17 protein-coding genes are annotated in these 19,950 nt (G+C 60.4%); all 17 read right to left on the reverse strand.

What is annotated here, in order from left to right:
- Nucleotides 1-26: 26 nt before the first annotated feature.
- On the reverse strand, nucleotides 27-2,447 hold the full coding sequence (gene lon, locus KBC96_01760) for an endopeptidase La (GenBank protein ID MBP6963108.1): 2,421 nt from the start codon (nucleotides 2,445-2,447) through the stop codon (nucleotides 27-29).
- Nucleotides 2,440-2,907 (reverse strand): Hsp20/alpha crystallin family protein, encoded by a 468-nt coding sequence (locus tag KBC96_01765; GenBank protein ID MBP6963109.1) that lies wholly within the window; start codon nucleotides 2,905-2,907, stop codon nucleotides 2,440-2,442. The genes lon and KBC96_01765 overlap by 8 nt, the downstream gene beginning before the upstream one ends.
- A gap of 81 nt (nucleotides 2,908-2,988) precedes the next feature.
- Entirely contained in the window at nucleotides 2,989-4,878 is a 1,890-nt protein-coding gene (locus tag KBC96_01770) for a VCBS repeat-containing protein (protein ID MBP6963110.1), read from the reverse strand.
- A gap of 9 nt (nucleotides 4,879-4,887) precedes the next feature.
- Nucleotides 4,888-6,615: an FAD-dependent oxidoreductase gene (locus KBC96_01775; GenBank protein MBP6963111.1), complete on the reverse strand. Its 1,728-nt coding sequence runs from the start codon at nucleotides 6,613-6,615 to the stop codon at nucleotides 4,888-4,890.
- A 146-nt stretch (nucleotides 6,616-6,761) separates the two neighbouring features.
- A complete protein-coding gene (locus KBC96_01780) occupies nucleotides 6,762-7,364 on the reverse strand; it encodes a superoxide dismutase (GenBank protein ID MBP6963112.1) in 603 nt (200 codons plus the stop codon).
- 240 nt (nucleotides 7,365-7,604) lie between these two features.
- Entirely contained in the window at nucleotides 7,605-8,492 is an 888-nt protein-coding gene (xerD, locus tag KBC96_01785; GenBank protein ID MBP6963113.1) for a site-specific tyrosine recombinase XerD, read from the reverse strand.
- Nucleotides 8,485-10,191 (reverse strand): glycosyltransferase family 39 protein, encoded by a 1,707-nt coding sequence (locus tag KBC96_01790; GenBank protein ID MBP6963114.1) that lies wholly within the window; start codon nucleotides 10,189-10,191, stop codon nucleotides 8,485-8,487. Before KBC96_01790 ends, xerD begins: the two co-directional genes overlap by 8 nt.
- The gene (locus KBC96_01795) at nucleotides 10,178-10,747 is read right to left on the reverse strand and encodes a DUF5317 domain-containing protein (GenBank protein MBP6963115.1); all 570 of its coding nucleotides are present in this window, start codon (nucleotides 10,745-10,747) and stop codon (nucleotides 10,178-10,180) included. Before KBC96_01795 ends, KBC96_01790 begins: the two co-directional genes overlap by 14 nt.
- The gene (locus tag KBC96_01800) at nucleotides 10,744-11,433 is read right to left on the reverse strand and encodes an HD-GYP domain-containing protein (GenBank protein MBP6963116.1); all 690 of its coding nucleotides are present in this window, start codon (nucleotides 11,431-11,433) and stop codon (nucleotides 10,744-10,746) included. Before KBC96_01800 ends, KBC96_01795 begins: the two co-directional genes overlap by 4 nt.
- A 7-nt stretch (nucleotides 11,434-11,440) precedes the next feature.
- Entirely contained in the window at nucleotides 11,441-12,733 is a 1,293-nt protein-coding gene (locus tag KBC96_01805) for an HD domain-containing protein (protein ID MBP6963117.1), read from the reverse strand.
- Nucleotides 12,734-13,055: 322 nt separating this feature from the next.
- The gene (locus tag KBC96_01810; GenBank protein MBP6963118.1) at nucleotides 13,056-13,706 is read right to left on the reverse strand and encodes a hypothetical protein; all 651 of its coding nucleotides are present in this window, start codon (nucleotides 13,704-13,706) and stop codon (nucleotides 13,056-13,058) included.
- 23 nt (nucleotides 13,707-13,729) lie between these two features.
- Nucleotides 13,730-15,682 carry a phenylalanine--tRNA ligase subunit beta gene (locus KBC96_01815; protein ID MBP6963119.1) on the reverse strand — a complete coding sequence of 651 codons (1,953 nt, stop codon included), beginning with the start codon at nucleotides 15,680-15,682 and terminating at the stop codon, nucleotides 13,730-13,732.
- Between the two features lie 109 nt (nucleotides 15,683-15,791).
- Entirely contained in the window at nucleotides 15,792-16,832 is a 1,041-nt protein-coding gene (pheS, locus tag KBC96_01820; GenBank protein ID MBP6963120.1) for a phenylalanine--tRNA ligase subunit alpha, read from the reverse strand.
- A gap of 53 nt (nucleotides 16,833-16,885) precedes the next feature.
- Nucleotides 16,886-17,242 carry a 50S ribosomal protein L20 gene (rplT, locus tag KBC96_01825; GenBank protein ID MBP6963121.1) on the reverse strand — a complete coding sequence of 119 codons (357 nt, stop codon included), beginning with the start codon at nucleotides 17,240-17,242 and terminating at the stop codon, nucleotides 16,886-16,888.
- Between the two features lie 82 nt (nucleotides 17,243-17,324).
- Nucleotides 17,325-17,528, reverse strand: a complete 204-nt coding sequence (rpmI, locus tag KBC96_01830; GenBank protein ID MBP6963122.1) for a 50S ribosomal protein L35 — start codon at nucleotides 17,526-17,528, stop codon at nucleotides 17,325-17,327.
- 106 nt (nucleotides 17,529-17,634) lie between these two features.
- On the reverse strand, nucleotides 17,635-18,144 hold the full coding sequence (gene infC, locus KBC96_01835; protein ID MBP6963123.1) for a translation initiation factor IF-3: 510 nt from the start codon (nucleotides 18,142-18,144) through the stop codon (nucleotides 17,635-17,637).
- Between the two features lie 111 nt (nucleotides 18,145-18,255).
- On the reverse strand, nucleotides 18,256-19,944 hold the full coding sequence (gene thrS, locus KBC96_01840; protein MBP6963124.1) for a threonine--tRNA ligase: 1,689 nt from the start codon (nucleotides 19,942-19,944) through the stop codon (nucleotides 18,256-18,258).
- Between the last annotated feature and the right edge of the window lie 6 nt (nucleotides 19,945-19,950).

Raw genomic sequence — 19,950 nt, forward strand, 5'->3', positions numbered from 1 at the left:
GCAAGAAGCCCTACTGTCTGATGTGCCTACTTGGAAGCATCCGACCTCTTCCCCCGACGCCCGAGAGCGATCCGGAAAACCTCGTCAACGCTCTCGACGAAATCGAACGTCATCTGACTGCAGATTTGTTCCGGTACGTCCTCCTCGAGGTCCTTGCAGTTGTCCGCCGGCAGAATGACCTTCCTGACACCGGCCCTGTGCGCTCCTAGTACCTTCTCCTTGATCCCCCCGACTGCCAGCACCCGCCCCGTTAGCGTGATCTCTCCGGTCATGGCGAGGTCAGCCTTGACCTGCCTTCCCGTCATCAGAGAGGCAAGCGCGGTTGCCATCGTTATGCCGGCGGACGGACCGTCTTTCGGAACCGCTCCCGCCGGAACGTGCAGATGGATGTCGCTCTCCGCGAACTCCTTCACATTGATGCCGAGTTCAGCGGCGTGAGATCGCACGTACGAGAGGGCGGCCATTGCCGATTCCTTCATCACGTCTCCGAGCATTCCGGTAAGGATGAGTTCTTTTCCCCCGGGCATCTTCGTCGCCTCGATGAACATCACTTCCCCGCCAACGGGTGTCCACGCAAGGCCGGTCGCCACCCCGGGAACCTTCACACGTTGGCGAATCTCTTCGTGCTGGTATCGAGGCGAACCCAGGTACTCCGCTACGGCGTCGCGCGTTACGCTGACCGGTTCGGTGCGCCCTTCCGCGAACTGTCTGGTGACTTTCCGGCAGACTGCGGCGATCTCCCGTTCGAGGTTGCGGACGCCCGCCTCCCGTGTATATCCGCGTATCAGGCCTCGGATGGCCTCATCCTGCCACACCATGTTCTCGTCCGTGAGGCCGTGCTCGCCCATCTGCTTCGGCAGCAGGTGGCGCTTTGCGATAACCAGTTTCTCCTCCTCGGTGTAGCCGGCGATCTCCAGTACCTCCATGCGGTCCTTCAGCGGCGGCAGTATCGGGTCAAGGAGGTTCGCGGTCGTGATAAACAGTACCTTCCGCAGATCGAAGGGCACCTCAAGATAGTGATCACGAAACTGGTCGTTCTGCTCCGGATCGAGTATTTCGAGCAGGGCTGCAGACGGGTCCCCGCGGAAATCCGCGCCGACCTTGTCAATCTCGTCCATCATGAACACCGGGTTGTTCGATTCCCCACGCTTCATGCCCTGGATGATCTGTCCCGGCAGCGCCCCTACGTAGGTCCGTCGATGGCCCCTCATCTCGGCTTCGTCTCGAATCCCGCCGAGGGACAGCCGCACGAACTTCCGGCCTAGTGCCCGCGCGATTGATATGCCGAGGGACGTTTTGCCGACCCCGGGAGGGCCCACGAAGCACAGGATCGGCTGGCGAACCTCTCCGGTAGTCTTGAACTTCCGCACCGACAGGTATTCGAGAATGCGCTCTTTGACCTTGTCGAGACCGTAGTGATCCTCGTCCAGCACTTCCTTCACGTGCTTTATGTCGAGATTGTCAACCGTAGAAGTACTCCACGGAAGGCCGACCAGCCAATCTATGTACGTTCGTGCGACGGAGTACTCCGGCATCGCCGCCGGCATGCGCTGAAGCCTATCCAGCTCGCGGTTCGCGGCCTTCTCTGCTTCCTCGGGCATTCCGGCGGCCTCGATCTGTTGCTTGAGTTCCTCCATCTCCACGGTGCGGTCGTCGCCCTCGCCGAGTTCCCTCTGGATCGCCTTGAGCTGCTCGCGCAGATAGTATTCGCGCTGACTTTTTGTCATCTCGGTCTGGATTTCCGACTGGATTCTGCTCCCTAGTTCCAGCACCTCCACCTCGCGCGAGAGGATAGTCGAGAGGCGGCGCAACCGCTCGCGAACGTCGGTTATCTCGAGCAATTCCTGCTTTTCGGTCAGCGGGATCGCAAGATTTGTGGCGATCGTATCAGTCAGGAGGGCGGGGCGGGTGATATTCTCAGGAAGCGCCTGAAGTTCGTCCGGCATGTTAGGTGACAACGCAACGATACGCTGGAAGAGACCGGCCGCGTTTCGCCGCAGAGCCTCTATCTCGGTGCTCTCCTCGGGTGTGAAGTCCTCCTTCTCCGGCAGTACCTCCACCCGAGCCTTGATGTACGGCTCGCCCTGGGTGCCTTCGACTATGCGAATCCGCTGTATTCCCTGCACTATCAGCCTGATGTGATCGGGAAGCCGCATCATCGTGTGGATGACGATGGCGATGCCGATCGGATACATGTCTTCGACTACGGGCCGCTCAGTCGAGGAGTCTCTGAGCGTCGCGACTGCAATGACGCGATTGCCGGTGGTCACGGCCTCGTCCACGAGCTTGATGGAAGCCTCACGGCTGACGCTTAGTGGGCTGACCACCAGAGGGAAGAGAACCGTGTCCCTCAGCGGAAGGACGCTGAGCTCTTCAGGGATCGACTGCCCGGCATCTTCCTCCTGGTCTGTGGCCTGCTCGCGGTCCGTCGCGCTCAGTTCATTCATCGCTTTGCTCCTCGATCGGTATGTACCGCGAGGCGGGGACATCGTCGCTCTTCGGCAGGGTGACGATCAGGAAGCCGTCGCGGTAAGTGGCGCCCAGCCGGTTGCGGTCAACGGAGATATCCGCCGGAAGAAGGACGTCGCGCTCGAATGATCCGAAGTAGACCTCGAGCCGATAGTATCGCAGTTTCGCCCGATCATCAACGTAACGTTCCGAACGCGTTCCGGTGACGCTCAAGGTGCGGTTGTCCGCCGATAGTGAAACGTTCAGGGATTCCTTGCGAACCCCGGCGACCTCTACGCGGACAACCAGATCCTCCGGTGTTTCATAGACGTCGGCCTTCGGCAGCCAGAACTCGCGCACGTCCGGAGGCAGCTCGAGCAGCCGCCTCATAGCTTCGGCCGAACTGCGCTGCATCTCGAACTCCATCTGCTTGATCAGGTCATCATATTCCTTGAACATGTCAATGCCTCTTGCTGTAGTCGGAACTAACCCCGTATACCCTGTCGGTCAACATGCCGAAACTCGCCGCACATCAGGCGACTACCTGAAGCTGATCGTTAACTCGCCGATGCCGATCTCGGAGAGCCAGATGTGCGGCTGGCCGGGTCCGCCGGAGGTCGTCGCGCCGTATAGAGCGTGGAACTTGCCGCCGCCGAGGTGCTCCAGCTTGCCCGTTCCGTCGATCGTGGACATTCCGAGGAAGTAGACGTTCTTGTTGTCCTTTTCGTTCCCGGTGCCTGCCAGCTTGAGAGGGCCGTCGGCCGTACGAGCACCCTCCCAGATCAGCCCATCCCTCGACAACTGAAGGATCGGCACCGTACGGTCGCCGTCGCCGGTGAAGGTGATGCGTACAAACACCCTTCCGCCGGGCGCTTCGTCGGCGTATCCGATCTGGTTGCCGATCTGCGACATGCCCGAGACCGGCTCGCGCTTCGACCAGTCGAATGTCGTCGGATCACTCGCCCTCATGCGGACGTGTCCGGCCGGTGCGCCGTTGATGAAGTGGAAGGTGTAGAGCCACCAGGGCTTGCGGTCAGGGTCGTCGGGGACGTAGATTACCTCGTGGTGATCCAGGTTGGTGACCGTCGGGTCGGCGATATTGATGACCACGCCTCGGTCGGTCTTGCGCGTCCAGGTGACGCCGTCCTTCGATGTCGAGAGCCCGATCCGGTCGCACTGCTTGACTGCGGTCTCGCCGGTGTCCGTCCTGCTACCTGGGTCGATCTCCACCTGCCAGAACATGTAGTACGTGCCGTCGATCTTCAGCACCTCGGGCTCGAGGTAGTTGTTCTCGTACCAGGCGTCGGGCTTGCCCTCCTCGAAGCCTTTGAGGAACACCGGGCCGTCGATCTTGCGGAACCATCGCTTGCCGTCGAGCGACCACGAGTACATAGTGTGATCGCCGTCCCATCCGGGCATCGAGTTGCCGCTCTCGTCGAGGGTGCGCCATCGCCCGCCGTGCCACATACGGTACTCAGAGCCCATCTTCGTGAGGTGGACCGAGTAGTCGTAGGCCGGCTCGCCGGTTGCGAACCTGACCGATAGCTTTCTGATATCCGGCTGATACAGAGCGATGTCCGGCGTGCCGTCGTCGCTTACCTGTCCGGCGAGAGGGAGTGACTCGCTCTGCGTCGGCCAGTCGAAGGTCGCCTTGAGGTGCGTTGCCCGATAGTCCGTCGCCTGCTCTTCGTCCGACGTCGGGCCGAACACGCCGTTCCCGCGGCCGAACCAGAAGGTGAACGAATTGTCATCGTAGAGGGCAATGTCGCAGTAGTTGTCGCCGTTGAAGTCGGCGGCGAGGATGGCTCCGCTGATCTTACCCGGGTTCCAGGGTGATGTCTTCATCGTGCCGAATCCGCCGCCTGACTGCCCGTAGGCGATGCTCAGGCACTTCTCCGCGCCCGGCTTGTAGGAGTAGATGTCGCCTAGACCGTCGCCGTCGAAGTCGCCTGCGGCTAGTTGGCCTCCGAATCCCTTGGCAGTGTAGAGGCTCGTCGGACCTGGACCCTTGGGAGTGCCCGCCGCGATGTAAACGTCTCGCTCCTTGACTAGCGCTAGTTCGGTAAGGCCATCCCCATCGAAATCGGCGGCCAGTAGAGTGCCTTCCGCGCCCAGATTCGCGCGTCCGGGGCGTGACATATCGAAGGTGCCGTCGCCATCGCCGAAAGCCCACGTGACTCTGCCGGTCTTCGGATCGTAGCCGACCAAGTCGGCCAGTCCGTCGGCATTCATGTCGGCGAGGAGTGCCTGCATGTCCTTCCAGGGGACCGACTGGGTAACCGGATTAGCGAATGTGCGCCCGTAGTTCGTGAAGTCGCGGTTGACCCCCGATTGGTAGCCGAAGAACCTGCTCTCCACCGAGGCGACCTCCGGCACATAACCGGCCGATGCGGAGGCGAGCAGGCAGACGATGGCAGTATACCTCAGCATTACGTCCTCCTAGTCAATGTAGAACGCGTAGAGCCGGACGTTTTCTGCGCCCCAGGTCGAATCGGCAGTGATCCGGACGCCGGTCGCCGGGGTGCCGATGCTCACCCGCACGAGGCGCTGGTGGTTGCCCCTGACCTTCTTCCAGAGCCGCCACCCGTCCGGCGTCTCGATCTCGACGCGGAAGTCCTTCACCATCTCCTCCGGCGGATGGGTAAGCTGGTTGTCCTTCTGGTGATAGCTCAACTGGACGATCTTGTTCAGCGCGCTGTCGAAGATGAACGTTGCGCTGGACACGATCTGCGCCCCCTGCCACGCGTACTCGACGCTGTCGCCGATCTTGCCGTCCCAGGCGTGCTGGTCCTCCTTGACAGGGCGGTTGATCCCGTCGCGGAGCGGCTCCGGATCGCCGGAGGAAGCGGTGAGTTTGGCCTTGCGTGTCAGTTCGGAGAACTCCTGCTTGACCCAGGGCAAGTACGCATCCTGGCGCAGGAGGGATTGCTGAATCTCGTGGATGTGCTTCTTCCCGACCTCGCGCGGCGTCAGGCCCTCCCTGATCGCCATCGCCGCCGCCGTCCCGACCGCCTGGCCCATTGAGGAACCGGTGCCCATCACGCGCGTCGAACTCATTGCCGCATGGGAGGCGCTCGCGCATCGGCCGGCGAACATCAGGTTCTCGATGTTCTTCGAGTAGAGGCAGCGGTACGAGATGCCGTAGGGTGATGGGGCAGGGTGGAAGATCGTCGGCTTACCCTTCCAGCGGAACCCGCCGGGATGGTGGTCGTCCATGGTCCAGCCGCCATATGCCACGAGGTCGGGGAACCGCCCCTCGGCCTCGACGTCGTTCTGCGTCAGCACGTGATCGCCGATGTACCGGACGCTCTCCCGCTTGCCGGGCACGAACTGGATCCACTCGAGCGCCCAGTTGTCAGCGCCGTGATCGCCGTGATTCTTGAGGTGGTCCCACATGCCGTAGACGACCTTCAGCAGCTCGTCGCGGACCTCCTCGGAGTCATGGATGCTGTCTTCCTCGCCGCCGAGTTCGAGCCACCAGTAGCCCATTTCCAGCCACTTGTGCCCGCGGAACGGGATGTCCTCCTCGGTCGGGTAGTTGTGCGCCCACGAGGGCGGCTCGAACGGCTGGGGAGTGCCGGTATCCTTCGCCTGGAAGAGGATGGTCATGCCCATCGTCTTGTTGTCGGCGGCCTCCGGCTCGATCGACTCATTGTACTCGCTCCGCGCCTCGCGGCCGATGCGGTACTTCGCGCCGGTCAGGAATGCCAGAATGCCGTCGCCCGAGCAGTCGGCGAAGATCTTCGCTTCGATGGTGTGCCAGGTGTAGGTGGATAGCTGCCAGCCGGTGATCGACTTGATCCGGTCGCCGTCCATCTTGGCGTCACAGCAGGCGGTGTTGAGGAAGTAGGTAAGGTTCGGCTCAAGGAGGGCCTTCTCGTAGAGCACCGTGTCCCAGATCGAGAAGCTCCTCTGTGGGTTGCGCCGGAGGTTCTCCAGGCGGACCTCCTCCAGGATGCCGGTCTCGCGCATGTTGGGGATCTGGTTGTGCCGGTCCGCGCCGCAGACGTGCACCCTGACCTCGCTCGATGCGTTCCCGCCGAACATCGGCCGGTTCTGCACGATGGCGACCTTTGCGCCCTCCCGGGCGGCGGCGACGGCGGCGCACAGCCCTGCCATCCCTCCGCCGACGACACAGAAATCGAACTTGTGCGAAAGCCTCTTCATGTCCCTGACCTCCTGCCTGCCTATGAGTATATCCTTCGGCCGGTCAGAGGTCAAGGCACGAGGCAAAAGGCGCAGGCCGTCTCGAACGACCTGCGCCCCATGTCAGTCTGCCTGCGCTCTCTTCAATCTAGAACGCTGGGTGCGTCTTACTTCCCCTTGATATGCGCGAACTTCTCCGCGACATAGTCCCAGTTGACCAGATTGTCCATGAACGCCTTGGTCCAGTCGGGACGCCTGTTCTGGTACTGCAGATAGTATGCGTGTTCCCACACATCGAGCACCATGATCGGCTTCACGCCCCACTGAGCGCGGTCCTCATGGTTTTCCGCGCCGAGTACCACGAATGAGTCGTCCTCCCACCTGTAGGCGAGGATGCCCCATCCTGAGCCCTGTATCGCGTTTGATGTAGCTACGAATAGCCCCCTGAACGCATCGTAGCTGCCGAAACTCTTCTCGATCGCCGATGCCACATCGCCGGTTGGTGCGCCGCCGCCGCCTGGCTTCATGCTGTTCCAGAAGACCGAGTGCAGGATGTGGCCCGACCCGTGGAACGCAAGGTCCTTGGCCAAGCCGTTCGCAGCGGCAAAATCGCCCGACTTGAGCATCGCTCGGACTTTCTCCTCGGCGGCATTCAGGCCGGTCACGTACGCCGCATGATGCTTGTCATGGTGCAGGCGAAGTATCTGTTCGCTGAGATGCGGCTCCAATGCGTTGTAGTCATAGGGCAGCGGTGGCAGTTCGTGTGCCATGGTTGATGATCCTCCTTCGGGTGTATCGAGTGCGGCCCATGAGGGATTCCCCATGGTTAGGCCGGCTATTCCAAGAGCGGCCAGAGAGAGAAACTCCCTCCGTTCGAGGGCGATCTTCTTGCTGTTGTCTCGCATAGTCAACTTCCATGTCGGTGGTGTGACGTACCAGGACCCGCTCGTCCGTCCTACCCTTCCGTATACCCTGAAGCCGGAGTCGTCAAACCGTAGCGGGGTGCGAAGCTATGCTCGGGGGTGGGATTCGCGATAGATTTCCTTCAGTTTGTCGCGGGAGACATGGGTGTATATCTGTGTCGTGGCAATATCTGCGTGTCCGAGCATCTCTTGGATCGAGCGCAAATCCGCGCCTCCCTGAAGTAGGTGCGTCGCGAAAGAGTGTCGTAGCGTGTGCGGCGTGATATTCTTCGAAATTCCAGCCGTCGCGGCGTACTTCTTGATGATCTTCCAGAAGCCGACTCTCGACATCTTGCGCCCTCGGTTAGTCAGAAAGAGATACTCCGAACTCCCGGAGCGTGCGTACACCGGCCTCGACCGTGCGGTGTACTGCTCGATGCAGTGGATCGCGACGTGGCCGAGTGGGACTACGCGCTCCTTCGATCCCTTGCCGAAACACCTCAGGAATCCGACTGACGCGTTCACGTCGCTCAGCCGGAGGTTGATCAACTCCGAAACGCGCAGACCTGAGGCATATAGTGTCTCGAGCATCGCCTTGTCCCGTAGCCCGGGATGAGTGCTCGCGTCAGGCTGGCTCAGGATGGCCGCGACCTCCTCGACCGTCAGGACGCCGGGAAGCCGCTTCGAGCCTTTCATGGACTCGAACTCGGAAGTGAAGTCTCGGTCGATGAGTCCCTCCCGGCAGGCGAACCCGGCGAACGTCCTGATGGCCGATAGCTTTCGGCCGATGCTGTTCGGCGACATCGCCGCCTCCCGCAGACCGTCCAAGAAGCCCTGTACAGTCGAATCGCTGACGTTCCCGAGGGAGGAGATTCCGTGTTCCTTCGCGTATGATGAAAACTGCGCCAGATCGCGTGAATACGCTTCCACGGTATTCGGCGACAACCCGCGTTCGATCGTCAGGTGATCCGTGAATGCCTGAATCGCGCTATCCACTTGACTGCCCGCTCCTGCGGTAGATAAGAATCTCCGGGCTTGCGTAGGACATGTCGTGCGGCATCTCCCACTGAAGAGGGAAGGGCATGCCGAGAATGGCGGGCCTCCGAGAGAATCGCTTCTCCAACTCGTAGTCCTGCTTCAATATCTCGAAATACCGCTTGTAGTCCATATCGCCGACACGCCTTCGGTCCTCGTATTCGAACTCGGATAGTATGGCGTAGTCGGGCGCTGTCTCGGCGAACAATCGGGCGTTCCATTCCTCTCGGCCGTCCACGACGAACACGTATTCGGCAGAATCTTCCGCCGCGGCCAGACGATCCTCCGCGTTGACCTGCCCGAAGTTCGGCAGGAGAGGAGGAGTGTAGAACCAGGGTGTGGTCGGAAGGGCGATCGAACTCCCCTCTGGCACGTTGGCTCTGACCCACACCGCGGCCTCATCACGAGTGTCGGTCGAGGCAAACACGGTGGATAGAGCAGCCGTATATGCAGCCGTGTATAATAAGCAGGCAGCAGTGACAGTCGAGACGATCGCGGCGGTGATCCGTCGGGTTCGCGCGCACTCGATAACTATCCTCGCGCCGAGCAGCAGCACTATCGGCAGTATCGGCATCGTGTATCTGGCGAATCGCACCTGGGCGATCCCGATCAGCGTGTAGTACGAGGCCAGGAAGGCTATGAGCATCAAGTCGCGCACCGCAGCTTGAGGCATGGCGATCTGAAGTCGCCAGGGTGTCAGTATGCGGGCGACGACACTGAAAGGTCGTGCCTTGGTCAGGGCCAGGACCACTCCGGGTATCCCCGGGATGAGTAGGGCGGGCCCCAGTCCGGGAAGAAGCGAGTGCATCAGATGATAGGAGAACCCAGACCCCGTGCCGGCAAACAGCAGTCCGTGGCCGCTGCCTGCGTGGAGCGCTTCGAATCTGAAGTCACGGACGAACGCTTGCGTGTTGAGAACCGAGCCCGGGCATCCGATCAGGAATCCGGCCGCTGCCGCCGCGATGCCCCCGAGCCACTTCCGATGAAACGCCAGCAGCAGGGGTCTGCCGTTGATGGAAGCCAGGTGCGCGGCTCCGAGCGCGATCACCACCAGGCCGGCGTTATACTTCGTGGCCGCCGCGAAACCGGCGTGCAACCCAGCCAAGATGTAATTCCGCCAGCGATCGTCATCCGGAATCCGAGCGGCATACAGCAGGGAGAGTGCAACGAAGAAGGTCGCAGGCACGTCTACTGTCATGAACCTCGAGTGCATGACGTGAATCGGAGCGATCGCCATGAATGCCGCCGCCAGCAGTCCGACCAACCTGCCATGCATCCGCCGTCCGAGCGCGTACATGAGATATACAGTCAGGATTCCGAGTGTGACGGTGACGACCCGGCCGCTCATGTACACCTTGGCGAACTCCCCGATCGAGGAGAGAGGGTCGCCGCCTATGTTGATTGCGCCGAGCAACGTGGCCGTTGTGATCGCGAGGTTCGACAGGAAGACGTATAGCGAGCCGTAGTTGTAGAAGCCCGGGTCGAGATGCCCCGAGAGAAGGTCAACGGAGATGGCTGCGTTCAACAGGATCGTCTCGTCCGGATGGTACGAGAAGAAGTGCTGTTTGGTAGGCAGTCCCCAGTCTAGGCCCCAGATGCGGAATCCGGCAGCGGCCGTCAATATCGCCAAGACGAGAATCAGGGTACTAAGCTTCTTCAATCGGCTTCGCTTCCCCGGTGGGAGGGCACATATATCTCTGGATCAGAAGGAATATTCCTACTGCCAGAATGATGTCGCCAACGCTGAGTACCGTAGTCAGTATGGGGATCGGCACGGGTATGATGTCGGTCAACGGCCGGAGTCTCGATCCGCCGTCCATCACGACATGCCTGACTCCCTTCATGCGCTCGAGGAACTCGAGCATCCCGGCGGTCTCGGCCGCCCACCGGCTGACGGGCATGACGCCCCCGTTGGCCGTGAGGGCGACGAAGTTCAGGAACGCTCCAAGGCCGAGCAGCTTCATCTCGCGTATGTGCCGATTCCAGACGATCGCCAAGAGCAGAACCACGTATAGCAGGATATTCATCGCCCTGACTGCGGTTCGAATGAGAGCCTCATCAGCTGTGCGATAGGTCAGCACTGTGGCCACTACGAACAGGACGAGAGGTATCGCAAACACGTATGCGCCGCGAAACGGAATCCGCGCCAGGTTGGACAGACTGCCTTTCCGCAAAACCCCCACTATGACTCCGAGTATAGCCGCCTCGGTGTTCATGCGGCGCGCCTCTCTGTACGAATTCGCTTCTGGAGCATGCGGAGAAACGCCTCCACTACGGCCGGATCGAACTGAGCCCCGGCTCCGGCCTTCAACTCCGCTACGGCGGCATCCTCGTCCATCTTCGCGTGATACGGACGTTCCGAAGTCATGGAATCGAACGCGGTGGCCACTGCCAGAATCCGCGCTCCCAGAGGAATCTGCTCGCCCATCAGGCCGTCGGGATACCCGGAGCCGTCCCACTTCTCATGGTGGTGGCGAAGATAAGGCGCGATGTCCTTGAGGAAACGCACTTGTTCTACGATCTCCTGTCCGATGGCCGGATGAGCTTCGAGTTGTTCCATCTCCTCTCGGGTCAGCTTCCCGGGCTTGTTCAAAATGGCGTGCGGCACCCTGATGTTTCCCACATCCTCCAGGAATGCCGCGTATTCGATGTTCCGTATCAGCCTCTTCGGAAGGCGCATCTGTCTGGCGGTTGCGGTTGCATATTCGGCAACCCGCTCCCCATGCCCGGCAGCGCGCATGTCTTTGGTTTCGACGGCGCTCGCCAGCGTCAGCAGGCTACGACGATACGCGCGTCCCATTCGGCGGGGCAGATATACATAGGAGTACAGCACGGCCGCCACCGTGGCAGCGAGGGAAATGACGATGGCAGGCGATTTGAGCAGTTCGAGTACGTTGTCCACCGAGGTTCTACTCCTTTGCGTCCATCACCGTCAGGAACGCCTTCACGACCCTGGGATCAAACTGCGTTCCTGCCCCCAGCCGCACCTGATCCAGAGCCTGATCGGTGGTCAGAGGCTGACGGTATACGCGGGTCGTGCTCTCGTCGGCCCCCGTCATGGCGTCGTACGCATCAGCAGCAGCAATCACCGCTGCCTCTATAGGGATTCGATCAGCAGTGAGTCCGTCAGGGTATCCTCGACCGTCCGGGCGTTCGTGGTGGCCTCTGACCCACGGAACGATGCAGTCCAGATACTTCATCTGGGTGAGGATCTCCGCACCGCGGGCAGGATGCTGCTTGATCATCGCCCAGTCATCCTCGTTCAGTGAGCCGGTCTTGTCCAGAACCGTCTCATCAACCCCGACTTTGCCGATGTCGTGTAGCAGCCCGGCGTCCTTGATGTACATCAGCGACTGAGTAGGAAGTTGCATCTGGCGGGCGATCCTCTCGGCCAGGTCGGCAACTCGTTCGAGATGCCCCTTGGTATACATGTGATGATGCTGGATATACGTGCCCAGAGCGGTCACAGTCTCGCGGTAGGTGGAGACATATCTCGCATGGAGGTTGAGTGCCTGCCGGGCAACGAGGAACGGAATGATCAGGAGCAGTATGCCGACTGCCCCGTAGTTAACATATAGAAGGACGAAGAATGCGGCAAAACATACGCTTACAAACAAGTCCGGAAGCGACCAGCGCAGGTTGCGATGTGCCGATACACGCCAGGGCTCCTTGTGGTAGAGACTCGTTCCCGTTGCACAGACGATCGCTGTCGTCAGGCTGTAGATCGCGGCCCACAGCAGCATGAACAGGATCAGCCTCAGGCTTATTGCGGCTTGGGCAGAGCCGATACGGAGAAATGGACCGCCGACGATCATATACACGAGCGACGCGATGGTTGCGGCCGCAATGTGGTTGGCGACATTGTAGATAACGAGAGAGGTCAGCCATCCGAACGCCGGGCCCCACTGCGTGATGTACGAGGCTATCAGAATCGGCACGGCGCTTACGGCAATTGTGGCCGCCAGACCGTGGCTGAGAAACATTCCGAGCACGACCGGAACGGTTACAGTTACCCATATGCTGGAATCCGGGATCTTGGTGGGGAACAACTCGGTTACGAAAATAACCGCGAGGAAGAACAACCATTCCCACGAGAACACTCGCCCCTGGAGAAGTGAGAAACAGGCCGCTATGAAGATCGCGACCCCGATCGTGGAGACTGCCCGTGAGTAAAGACTAAAAGCCTTGGATGATCTACGCAATGGAGAATGCTCTTCGGCAATCATAGGCCGGGTCGGTGGCACACCTGACGGTGAAAACCGTCAGGCTCCCGCCCCGGTCGCGCTAGCCGCCTATGGGGGCGGGAAGAACTTCGGGAATGCGCCTGAACTGAGTATTAACGCAGTCAGGGCAAGCAGCACTTTGACTAAGGTCTTCATGGTAACTTCAACCCCTTTCGTTGTGGTGAGAGTAATGCTCGTCATCGCTAGAGACAAGCACTTTCACCGCTCCGCTCGGGTTGGTTGTCTGACGGGTTGCGTTCTGCGACCCTAAGCTGCCACCGGTTCCCGGCCTAAATTGTAATCATTCCTCCGCTGCCACACCGAGCCTTCGGTTGACAGCGTCCAGCGTAGCATTCACCACCGCTTTCCACAAATCCTGCTTGACAATGGCTGAGCCTGTTAGGTACTCCTCACCCCGGGGGGTGATCATGTTTACAAGCGCCAGCACTATGTTCTTACCCAAAAGCGTGACTGACCAATCAAGGTCTTCCACAACAAGCGTTCCCTCTGTGCCGCGGCACTGCTCAAGTGCCTCGAGAGTCGCTGTCGCCACCAGGCGGTATTGACTCTGACTCGAGCTGTGGCCGACGGCGTTTCCGGTGTAGACGTCCCCGTTTCGGCTGAGTCTGACGGTTGCCTCGGCTCGGGTGCCGTTGAGGGATATTGCCACATCGGAGAACTTGAGGCGCGATTCGTTGAATCGGAACTGCCTGCCGCTCTGAGTCTGGGCGACGCTGACGACCTTGTGGTCCAGTTCCAAGCCGTACTGGGCCATCAGCGCCGACTCGACGTCGCGTACGATCTGTTTCGGCGCTCTGTCTCCGTCGGCCAGTACGTGCAGTTCCTCTACCGAGCCGTCGCTAGCCGGCACCGCGCGAACCGATATGATGCCCTTGAGAGAGCCGATGATCGCTTCGATGTCCGCTGCAGATACTCGTACGGGTGCATCCATTTCTACCCCTCCCGAGTCTCAACCTAACGGAACGATGCAGCCAATTCCCCGGCAAGCACCTTCCTGATGCAATCCAGGCGTTCATCCACTTCTTCATCGCGAAGAGTGCGTTCGTTCGAGCGAAACACGATGTTGAAGGCCAGACTCTTATGTCCGGCGGGCAGCGGCTGCCCCTGATAGAGATCAAACAAGGTCGCGCTCTCAAGCAATTCGCCGGCCTGCGCGATGATGATGTCGCTGACCTGCTTGTAGGTGACGTCGTCCGCGACGACGACCGCCAGATCCCGGGCGCTGGATGGGTACCTGGAGACCGGCGCGTACTTTCTGCCGCTCGATATCAGGCCCATGATGGGTTCGGCATTTAGTTCGAATGCGCACACCCTGCCTGAAAGGTCGTACTCGGCCGCTCTATCGGAGCTGATCTCGCCGATCACGCCCAGTTCGGTCCCGCCGGCCAGCACTACGGCCGATCTGTTCGGGTGGAATCCGGGCGCGGCCTTTGGGACATAGGCGATGTCATCAATGCCGATTCGTCCGAGCAGCGCTTCGAGAACTCCCTTGCACGCATGATAGTCCGCAACGAGGGAGCCCTTCTCCACGTTCCACGGCTTCTCCCACATGCTGCCTGTGATCGCGGCCGCGATGCTTCGGCGCTCCACTACGGCGGAGTCGCCCTCGGGCTCGAAGACGTGACCCACCTCGAACACCCCCAGATCCTTTGAGCCTCTGCCGGAATTGTAGGACAGGACGCGAAGCAGGTTCGGTATGAGATGGCATCTGAGACAGCATAGTTCGTCGCTGAGAGCATTCCTTACCGAAACCTGTCCGTCCCCCCCGGGTTCGGTGGGCACCATCGTGTTCGTGACGACCTCCTGCAGGCCGCAGGATATCAGCAGTTCCGTGACCCGTTTCTGAAACTTGCCCTGGGCGCTGTCCGATCCCTGCATCGTGCGGCCGGTCGGAAGAGTCTCAGGGATGTTCTCATATCCGTGGACTCTACCCACCTCCTCGATTAGGTCAACCTCCCGTGCGATGTCTGGACGGAAGGTCGGGACCGTGATACGGAAGTCGTCGGCCTTGCTGACCCCCATGCCGAGCCTGGAGAGGTACTCGAACATCAGGTTGTCCTCGATGTCCATGCCGAGCATCATCCGAGCCCGGTCCGGACGGAGGGTGAGTTCCGTCGGGCAGATCCGATCCGGGTATGCGTCAATGACCCCCCGGGCGATCTCGCCGCCACCCGTCTCTTGGATGAGCGCCGATACCCTGTCCAGTGCCCTGATGGTCAGTTCAGGGTCCACGCCGCGCTCGAAACGATACGAGGCCTCCGTGGACATCCCGAGTTTGCGAGCGGTGCGCCTGATCGAGAGTCTGTTGAAGTGCGCGGACTCGAGGAGCAGATTCGTCGTGCGTTCGCTGACCTCCGAATCGAGGCCGCCCATCACTCCCGCAATGGCGACGGCATGTTTCGGGTCGGCGATCACCAGAACATCTTCGTCCAGGGTCCGCTCTTCACCGTCTATGGTAACGATCCGCTCGCCCGCCTTGGCCTGGCGCACGATGATTCTGTGATCTGCTAGCAAGTCGTAGTCGAATGCGTGGAGCGGCTGGCCGAGTTCGAGAAGCACGTAGTTCGTCGCGTCGACGACGTTGTTGATCGGCCGCATGCCCGCCGCGAGAAGTCTCCTCTGCATCCACACTGGCGAATCGGTTATGGTGATGCCGGTCAGAATCCGCGCTGAGTACCTGGGGCAGCTAACTGGGCTCAGGATCTCAACCGAGGCCAGGCTCGATGCGCCAGTGTCGCTCTCGTCCAGCGAGGGGCAGGGCGCATTCAGTGGAAGGTCGAGAAGTGCCGATACCTCTCTCGCTACGCCGAGCACCGAGAGCAGGTCTGATCGGTTTGGCGTGACGTAGGTGACTAAGACCGCGTCGCCGTCCGTTTCGCGAATCTCCTCCACTTCCAACCCCGCCATTGTGAGCCGATCAGCAAGCTCTTCAATATCAGAGTGGAAAGCAACGTATTCTCTTAACCATGAAACTGGTACCAGCACGTCCGAGGTCCCTTCAAATGCGGCACGAAGGTCAGAACTGCTTCAAGAAACGCACGTCGTTCTCAAGAAAGAGACGCAAGTCGTCAATGGCATGCACGAGCATCGGCATCCTTTCGATGCCGAGGCCGAAGGCAAAGCCGGTGTATCTCTCAGAGTCGTACCCGAAGCGCTCCAGAATACTGGGGTGTATCATCCCAGCGCCTCCGAGCTCCAGCCATCCGCTGGACTTGCACAGGCTGCATCCTGCACCCTTGCACATCACGCAACTGATGGCGACTTCCGCTCCCGGCTCTACGAACGGGAAGAAGTCGGGTCTGAACCGCACGCGGGTGTCATCGCCGAACATCTCACGGGCGAAGTGGGCTAGGGTGCCCTTCAAGTCGGCCATCGTGATGCCCTCATCGACGGTGAAACAGTCAACCTGCTGGAACGTATGCGAGTGCGTAGCGTCCACTGCTTCATACCGAAAACAGCGGCCGACCGTCGCGATTCTCAGCGGCGGTTGGCGAGTCTCGAAGACCCGGCCCTGAAGTGCCGTGGTCTGCGTCCTGAGCAGAAGGTCGTCCGTTATGTAGAACGACATCTGTTCGTCCATAGCGGGGTGGTCTTCGGGGTAGTTGAGTGAGTCGAAGTTGTATCGGTACTGCTCCAGTTCCGGACTCTCAAGCACCTCATAGCCAAGCCCGATGAATATCTCCTTGACTCGTTCGATTGTGGTTGTGAGGAGGTGGCGTCTGCCGACTCTGAACATCCGTCCCGGCAGTGTGACATCGAGCGACTCCTGCGCGAGACGACGGCCCTCTTCGTCTGCTCGGATGGACTCGCCTTTCGCGGCCAGCCTTCCCTCCAGGTGGGTGCGAAGCTCGTTGGTCCTTCTGCCGAACTCAGGTCTCTGTTCGGCGGGAACCTCTCCTACCGAGCGCAACAACTCGGTCACCAAGCCCTTGCGCCCGAGATACTTGACCTGGACGTCATTCACGTCCGCGGACGTCGCGACCGCATCTATGGCTCGCTCCGCTTCGATCCGCAGAGAAGTCAGTTTCTCTTGTAGTGATACTGCCTCGTGCGTCATCCCAGGCATGCTAGTCGTGTCTTCCGTCCAAGAGTTGGCGCCGGTTTCCGTGATCAGGCTGCCGGCTGCTGAACCTTCTGCACCAGGTCGGCGAAACCTGCACGGTCGTTCACCGCCATGTCCGCGAGCACCTTGCGGTCAATCTCAATCCCGGCCTTCGTCAGGCCCTCGATGAACCGGCTGTACGTGATGCCCTCCTGCCGCGCAGCCGCGTTAATGCGAGCGATCCACAGGCGGCGAAACTCCCGCTTGCGGTTCCGTCGGTCCCTGTATGCATACTGAAGCGCGTGCGCTACTGCTTCATTTGCCGTCTTGAACAGATGACTTCTGTTTCCCCAAGATCCCTTGGCACGGTCAATGACCTTCTTATGCCTCTTATGGGTCATAATCCCACGCTTGACTCGTGGCATCCGACTGTCTCCTTTCGAAAACGCCTCTCGAACACGCTTAGGCCCGAAGGACTTGCCCGCGTTGAGCGGCGCGAAAAGCTCCTCAGGCGCTGGTCCCGGGCATCATACGGCGCACTCTGCGGCGGTCGCCGGTCGGTATCGTGGTCTCCAGACCCAGACTCCGCCTGCGGGCAGCGCACTTCTTCATCATAAGATGACCCTTCCCGGAACTCCGGTGCATGAGCTTCCCGGTGCCGGTAAGGGTAAACCGCTTCGCTGCGGCCTTCTTCGTCTTCATCTTGGGCATTCGACGTTCCTTTCAAGAAACACCTTGCCACGAGGCTGCCTCGTGCTTGCCCGTGGCAAGATAACTATTCTCGGCTGTAGTCCCCATCAGGGGAACAGAGACTCCGTCAACTCTTGGGGCTTAGGATCATCGTCATCGCGCGGCCCTCGATTGCGGGCGGCTTCTCGACGCTGGCAATCTCCGCTGTTGCTTCCACGATGCGGTCCATCGCCCTGCGGGCGATCTCCGGGTGTGTGATCTCCCTGCTCTTGAACTGTATGGTGACTTTCACCTTGTCCCCGTCACCAAGGAAGTTCAGAGCATGCTTCATCTTGAACTGGAAATCGTGTTCATCGGTCCCGGGCCTCATCTTCACTGTCTTCATCTCGGAGACGTGATGTTTCTTGCGGGCGTCCCGGTCGCGCTTTCCCTGCTCGTACTTGTGCTTGCCGTAGTCCATGATCTTGCACACGGGAGGAACGGCGGTCGGGGAGACTTCGATAAGGTCTAGACCCCTCTCCCTGGCAAGTGCTAACGCCTCGCGGACCGGTAGGACGCCGAGCTGTTCCCCCTCGTCATCCACCAGCCGGCACTCGCGTACGCGGATGCGCTCATTCACCCTGAGATCTCTGTTTATATGCACTCACCTCGCACAAGATTGACCGCAGGCAATACGTCGCGTGGAGAATGCCGCGCGCCCTGAGGTCCGATGCTTCCCAAATCTGACCGACAGTATATCAGAAGGTCATCAGTCTGTCAACTCTTTACGGATGAGTTCCATGAACTCCTCCGTTCGCATGGAGCCGAGGTCGCCTTTCTCTCTCTGCCTCACGGAGACGCTGCTCGATTCCTGTTCCCTATCGCCGACTACCAGCATGAACGGAACCTTCTGCATTTGGGCCTCGCGGATCTTGAAGCCCGTCTTCTCGTTCCGCTCATCAACGTCCGCCCTCATTCCCATCTCGCAAAGTTTCGATGCCAACCCGTGAGCGTATTCGTGATGCCGGTCCGCGATCGGGAGGATCACCGCCTGAGTCGGTGCGAGCCACAGAGGGAACGCCCCCGCGTACTCCTCGATGATGATTCCCATGAACCGCTCCATCGATCCGAGCGCCGCGCGGTGGATCATGACCGGACGATGCGCCTTCCCGTCGTCTCCGATGTACTCGCACTCGAACCGCTCGGGCATCGAGAAGTCGAGCTGGATCGTGCCGAGCTGCCACGAGCGCTTCATCGAGTCCGTTATGTGGAAGTCAATCTTCGGGCCGTAGAACGCGCCGTCGCCTGGATTGAGCTGGTACTCGATCCCCATCTTCTTGAGCGCCTCGTGGAGCGCCTTCTCTGCGGTCTCCCACATCTCGTCCGTGCCGATTGACTTCTCGGGCCGTGTGCTCAGTTCGATCCGGTACTCCGTGAATCCAAACTTGGCGTAGATCGTCTGGATCAGGTCCATAATCTTGATGATCTCGTCCTGAACCTGATCCGGCGTGCAGAAGACGTGCGCGTCGTCCTGGGTAAACGAGCGGACGCGGAACAGCCCGTGCAGGACGCCCGATTTCTCGTGCCGGTGGACGTGCCCCAGCTCGGCGAACTTCATCGGCAGGTCGCGGTACGAGCGCAGGTCGTTCTTGTAGATCAGTATCAGGCCCGGGCAGTTCATCGGCTTGACGGCGTACTTCTGCTCGTCGATGTCGACGAAGTACATGTTCTCGCGGTAGGTGTCCCAGTGGCCGCTCTGATGCCAGAGCGCCTCGCTGAGGATCATCGGCGTGCGGACCTCACAGTAGCCGCGCTCGCGATGCATTCTCTGCCAGTACCCGAGCAGCTCATTGAAGACGATCATACCCTTCGGATGCCAGAACGGGAATCCCGGACCTTCGTCGTGGAAACTGAATAGATCGAGTTCGCGCCCGATCTTCCGGTGGTCGCGCTTCCGAGCCTCTTCGAGCCTGGCGAGATGCTCCTCGAGTTCGTCCTTCGTGGGGAACGCCGTGCCGTAGATGCGCTGGAGCATCGGGTTCTTCTCGCTGCCGCGCCAGTACGCGCCGGCGACGCTCAGCAGCTTGAACGCCTTGACCTTGCTGGTGTAGTTGACGTGCGGACCCCGGCAGAGGTCCGTGAAATCGCCCTCCTGGTAGACAGTGATGGTTTCGTCCTCGATCTCGCGGATCAGTTCGAGCTTGTACGGCTGATCGGCGAAGATCTTCTTGGCCTCTTCCCTGGTCACCTCGCGCCGGACCAGCGGGAGGTTCGCCTTGACGATCTCCTTCATCCGGGCCTCGATCTTCTCCAGGTCCTCGGGCGCGAAACCTACCGGCAGGTCGAAGTCGTAATAGAAGCCGTCCTCGATCGCCGGACCGATTCCGAGCTTGACCCCCGGGTAGAGGTCGGTCACTGCCTGCGCCATCACGTGCGAGGCGCTGTGTCTGAGCGTCATGATATC

The sequence above is a fragment of the Armatimonadota bacterium genome (assembly GCA_017993055.1).
Lineage (GTDB): Bacteria > Armatimonadota > UBA5829 > DTJY01 > DTJY01 > JAGONM01.

Bases quoted from the DNA above. Each gene is read 5' to 3' on its own strand.
- KBC96_01765 (MBP6963109.1), bottom strand. From the start codon at position 2,907: ATGTTCAAGGAATATGATGACCTGATCAAGCAGATGGAGTTCGAGATG.
- lon (MBP6963108.1), bottom strand. From the start codon at position 2,447: ATGAATGAACTGAGCGCGACGGACCGCGAGCAGGCCACAGACCAGGAG.
- KBC96_01770 (MBP6963110.1), bottom strand. From the start codon at position 4,878: ATGCTGAGGTATACTGCCATCGTCTGCCTGCTCGCCTCCGCATCGGCC.
- rplT (MBP6963121.1), bottom strand. From the start codon at position 17,242: ATGCCACGAGTCAAGCGTGGGATTATGACCCATAAGAGGCATAAGAAG.
- rpmI (MBP6963122.1), bottom strand. From the start codon at position 17,528: ATGCCCAAGATGAAGACGAAGAAGGCCGCAGCGAAGCGGTTTACCCTT.
- KBC96_01775 (MBP6963111.1), bottom strand. From the start codon at position 6,615: ATGAAGAGGCTTTCGCACAAGTTCGATTTCTGTGTCGTCGGCGGAGGG.
- thrS (MBP6963124.1), bottom strand. From the start codon at position 19,944: ATGACGCTCAGACACAGCGCCTCGCACGTGATGGCGCAGGCAGTGACC.
- KBC96_01810 (MBP6963118.1), bottom strand. From the start codon at position 13,706: ATGGATGCACCCGTACGAGTATCTGCAGCGGACATCGAAGCGATCATC.
- KBC96_01780 (MBP6963112.1), bottom strand. From the start codon at position 7,364: ATGGCACACGAACTGCCACCGCTGCCCTATGACTACAACGCATTGGAG.
- KBC96_01815 (MBP6963119.1), bottom strand. From the start codon at position 15,682: ATGGCGGGGTTGGAAGTGGAGGAGATTCGCGAAACGGACGGCGACGCG.
- pheS (MBP6963120.1), bottom strand. From the start codon at position 16,832: ATGACGCACGAGGCAGTATCACTACAAGAGAAACTGACTTCTCTGCGG.
- KBC96_01795 (MBP6963115.1), bottom strand. From the start codon at position 10,747: ATGAACACCGAGGCGGCTATACTCGGAGTCATAGTGGGGGTTTTGCGG.